Origin of the sequence: Vibrio ruber DSM 16370, from assembly GCF_900163965.1 — a bacterium.
In the GTDB taxonomy this organism is placed as follows: Bacteria; Pseudomonadota; Gammaproteobacteria; order Enterobacterales; family Vibrionaceae; genus Vibrio; species Vibrio ruber.
Genome location: NZ_FULE01000019.1, coordinates 1 through 2,528 on the forward strand (window position 1 = coordinate 1; position 2,528 = coordinate 2,528).

Consider the following 2,528-nt stretch of genomic DNA (forward strand, 5'->3'; position numbering starts at 1 on the left):
TGTTGGGACAATAGCCCGATGGAGCGGTTCTTCAGAAGTCTAAAGACAGAATGGATACCGGTGTCGGGTTATAGGAGTTTTAGCGAAGCAAGACAGCATATAACTCGTTACATCACAGGTTATTACAGCCAACTTAGGCCCCATCAATATAATGGTGGGCTGACACCCAATGAGTCTGAACGACTATATTGGAAAAACTCTAAAACCGTGGCCAATTTTAGTTGACCACTACATAGGGATGAATCTAAAAATCGTGTTCCGACAAAAATTTTTGAGGAGTTCTAAATGAAGAAAATATTTTGGGGCTGTTCTTTGTCTTTTTCGCTTTTGGGATTCTTATTGAGCTGTCTTGACGATATTGTGAGATCAGACATGCCCATCGCATATCCAACCATCCATGACTACTTGTCGATAACACCAAGCTTCAGAGCTGTTCCTTATTCATTCATCGGTTTTATTTTCGGTTCGTTGGTTTTCCTCATACTTCTGTTCGTGAAGAAACTCATCCAACGACGTATACAGTCGTAACCCGATACTTATTTATAGCACTCAACACAAAGACGGAGACCAAATTGGTCTCTGGTATCATAGTACTGTCTTGTCATAAAAAGCCACCATCCTATGTTCTGAATTGCGCAGAAAAACAGCGGCTTTATTATGCAATTACATTAGCTATCTTCTATAAAAATCAATATCATCGACTTTCTCGGTAATATTGATGCTTTCTCTTGGAGTTATGTTTCCAGCTTTTTGCCACATCATAAACATATGCCGGATAGTCGTCCCAGGGATCGGCCAGTGCTTTCCCGCGAGCGGCACGAAACTTTACCGGATAACCTTTACATTCAACCAAGCGCATAAAGTAAAAGCTTTTTTCTTGTTTGGTACTAAAATGCTTGTGAGTACCGTTTCTGATACTGGGATAAAAATGCCACAAATAGTCCGAAGATTGTCTATCAACAGCGTGTTTGTACTGCTGTTTTAATTTTTTCATATACCCTCCAGGTTTACATTACCTAGAAGGGATCCTCTGCAAAGTAGTACATCTTCTTTCCTCCGGTTTGAACGCTACAAACCTACTCGTAGTCGCAATCTGGACTACCCCATTCGTTCCCTACGGGGCCGCCGAAAGCGCCTTGTAATTTTCTCTGTTTACACCAGGCAACCGCAATTTCATCGAACACATCAGCCGGGATTTCAGCCATAAGCCTCCCGAATGCTTTTCCGTCGGCATTGGTTGAATAATTTACTCTGAAATCAACCGGGTTTGCTATCTCAATGATCGCGGGATTATCATTATTCTTCTCAAGCGTCATTTCCTGATATAAACCAAACCCTTGCTCACTCTGATAAACCCATTCTTTGGTGCTCATTGTTGATGCTCCGGTAGTTTGCTTTGGTTCAGTGTAACACTGATTTATGGCCCCCTAATAATCTGCAATTCAAAAGATCAGTATTGGGACCCGGCAATTATAATATCTGGGTTTTTCTACTCCTCATTTTGTGGCGATGAGGTCCCAAATGAGTTTTACTCCCATAACACATCATGAAGCAGGAAAAGATACCTATCACTAATATAACTACTCGACTCCAACTAATTTCTCTAGAGCTATCGAGTGGTAAAGAGATAAATATCAGTAACATAACCCAGACAAACAGGGTAAAAAAGCTCACCCATTGATTCACTTTAGATACAGATATTTTTGCGGGTCCTGTTATGAGTGTTTCAACTACCGAAGAGCTTCGAGGCCGGTGTAGCGTCGTTTTATAAAGAGGTCCCGTAGTATCATTTTCCAACATGTCTACGTGGTTCTCCCAATTCTCTTGCCAAAATTTACTTCCTCTATTTGCTAAGAACCAAGCCCAAGTAAACACAAACCCGATAACTGCTATAACAAAGGCAAAAAATTCTTTGCTTTTTAAATGCTCACTCGCCAAAACCGAGAAAAACCCCGCAAATGCTACAGCAATTAATGCCCAAAAATATGTTGCCCTTTTCCAATACAATTCAATTTCAAATTTTCTTATGTCGAGGGCATGTTCCAACGCCAGAGCTGCCTTTTTTTTATTTGAACCATCAAGCCCAAACTTTCTTTTATACCTGTTCTGATTGTCCATATAGTTTTCCTGTTACAATCAATAGACATCGCCCCATAACAAATCAAAATGATATGCAACCAAGTCAATTGTCACTTTGAAAAATGCTCATACTAGCTGTAAGTCAGATCTGGACAAAACTTTCTTAGGGTAATTACTTAAACTAGAAAAAACGGATAACTTTTGGTATTAGAAAGTTGTAACCATCCCAGTTTTAATGGCACGATAAGTTAGAGTTTTTCCTGCTGTCGTGTCTTTCCAAATACTCCCAAGGCGTGAGATCATTTAGTGAGTCATGTGGCCTTTCTTCGTTGTATTCCCTCATCCAGTTTTCTGTCAAATCCCGGACTTCATTCAGCGTTTTAAAAACATACATATCCAGAATTTCCGTTCGGTAGGTTCGATTAAAACGCTCAATATAAGAATTTTCT

Annotated in this window: 5 protein-coding genes; 1 reads left to right on the plus strand and 4 read right to left on the minus strand. The window is 40.0% G+C overall.

The features are described 5' to 3' along the window. Nucleotides 1–225, plus strand: a 225-nt coding sequence (locus tag VR7878_RS07585) for an integrase core domain-containing protein (RefSeq protein ID WP_139343959.1), incomplete at its 5' end; no start/stop codon positions are given. Between the two features lie 469 nt (nucleotides 226–694). Here VR7878_RS07585 and VR7878_RS07590 read toward each other — a convergent pair. The 4 genes from VR7878_RS07590 to VR7878_RS07605 form a co-directional block, all read right to left on the minus strand. Beyond that, nucleotides 695–994 (minus strand): hypothetical protein, encoded by a 300-nt coding sequence (locus VR7878_RS07590; RefSeq protein WP_077334911.1) that lies wholly within the window; start codon nucleotides 992–994, stop codon nucleotides 695–697. Nucleotides 995–1,076: 82 nt separating this feature from the next. Further along, nucleotides 1,077–1,373: a hypothetical protein gene (locus VR7878_RS07595; RefSeq protein WP_077334913.1), complete on the minus strand. Its 297-nt coding sequence runs from the start codon at nucleotides 1,371–1,373 to the stop codon at nucleotides 1,077–1,079. Nucleotides 1,374–1,470: 97 nt separating this feature from the next. Then, a complete protein-coding gene (locus VR7878_RS07600; protein WP_077334915.1) occupies nucleotides 1,471–2,118 on the minus strand; it encodes a RipA family octameric membrane protein in 648 nt (215 codons plus the stop codon). Between the two features lie 193 nt (nucleotides 2,119–2,311). Continuing rightward, nucleotides 2,312–2,528 (minus strand): integrase core domain-containing protein (locus tag VR7878_RS07605; RefSeq protein WP_139343999.1); only part of this gene is annotated, 217 nt, incomplete at its 5' end.

Excerpts from the sequence above, each read along its gene's own strand:
- VR7878_RS07590 (WP_077334911.1), bottom strand. The coding sequence starts at position 994 with ATGAAAAAATTAAAACAGCAGTACAAACACGCTGTTGATAGACAATCT.
- VR7878_RS07595 (WP_077334913.1), bottom strand. The coding sequence starts at position 1,373 with ATGAGCACCAAAGAATGGGTTTATCAGAGTGAGCAAGGGTTTGGTTTA.
- VR7878_RS07600 (WP_077334915.1), bottom strand. The coding sequence starts at position 2,118 with ATGGACAATCAGAACAGGTATAAAAGAAAGTTTGGGCTTGATGGTTCA.